Annotated in this window: 1 protein-coding gene; it reads right to left on the reverse strand. The window is 56.2% G+C overall.

Annotation, left to right across the window (positions count from 1 at the left end):
* Nucleotides 1-340: hypothetical protein (locus AF337_RS43235; protein ID WP_160320279.1), on the reverse strand; the 340-nt coding region annotated here is incomplete at both ends.

Genomic DNA, 340 nt, shown 5'->3' on the forward strand with positions numbered 1-340 from the left:
GTTGGAACGTTTGGGCGAAAGTCCTGCTCGCGTCGCAGCCGCAACGAACTCATTGCGGGTGAGTGGAGGCATGACCGTTTCGTCGTGATTGTCCCCGTAGGCAGAGTTCACGAATGGAAACTGTCCCTTTTCCGCGAGTTCCCGGCGAAGGGCCTGATAAGTGATCGGTGAGATGGCAATCGTTGTCAGATTGCCGTCGTGCTCAAGCTGCCGCAAGGTTGAAAGGACGGACAGCAGATTGTCGTCGGCGATGGCAGCGAAAGAATGGAACCGATTTATGATCAGTACCGGGTGGCTGCCGTCGGATTGGGTCGCGGCTACTATGTTTTCGATCCAGTCG

Source organism: Rhizobium ecuadorense (assembly GCF_001187535.1).
Classification (GTDB): Bacteria; Pseudomonadota; Alphaproteobacteria; order Rhizobiales; family Rhizobiaceae; genus Rhizobium; species Rhizobium ecuadorense.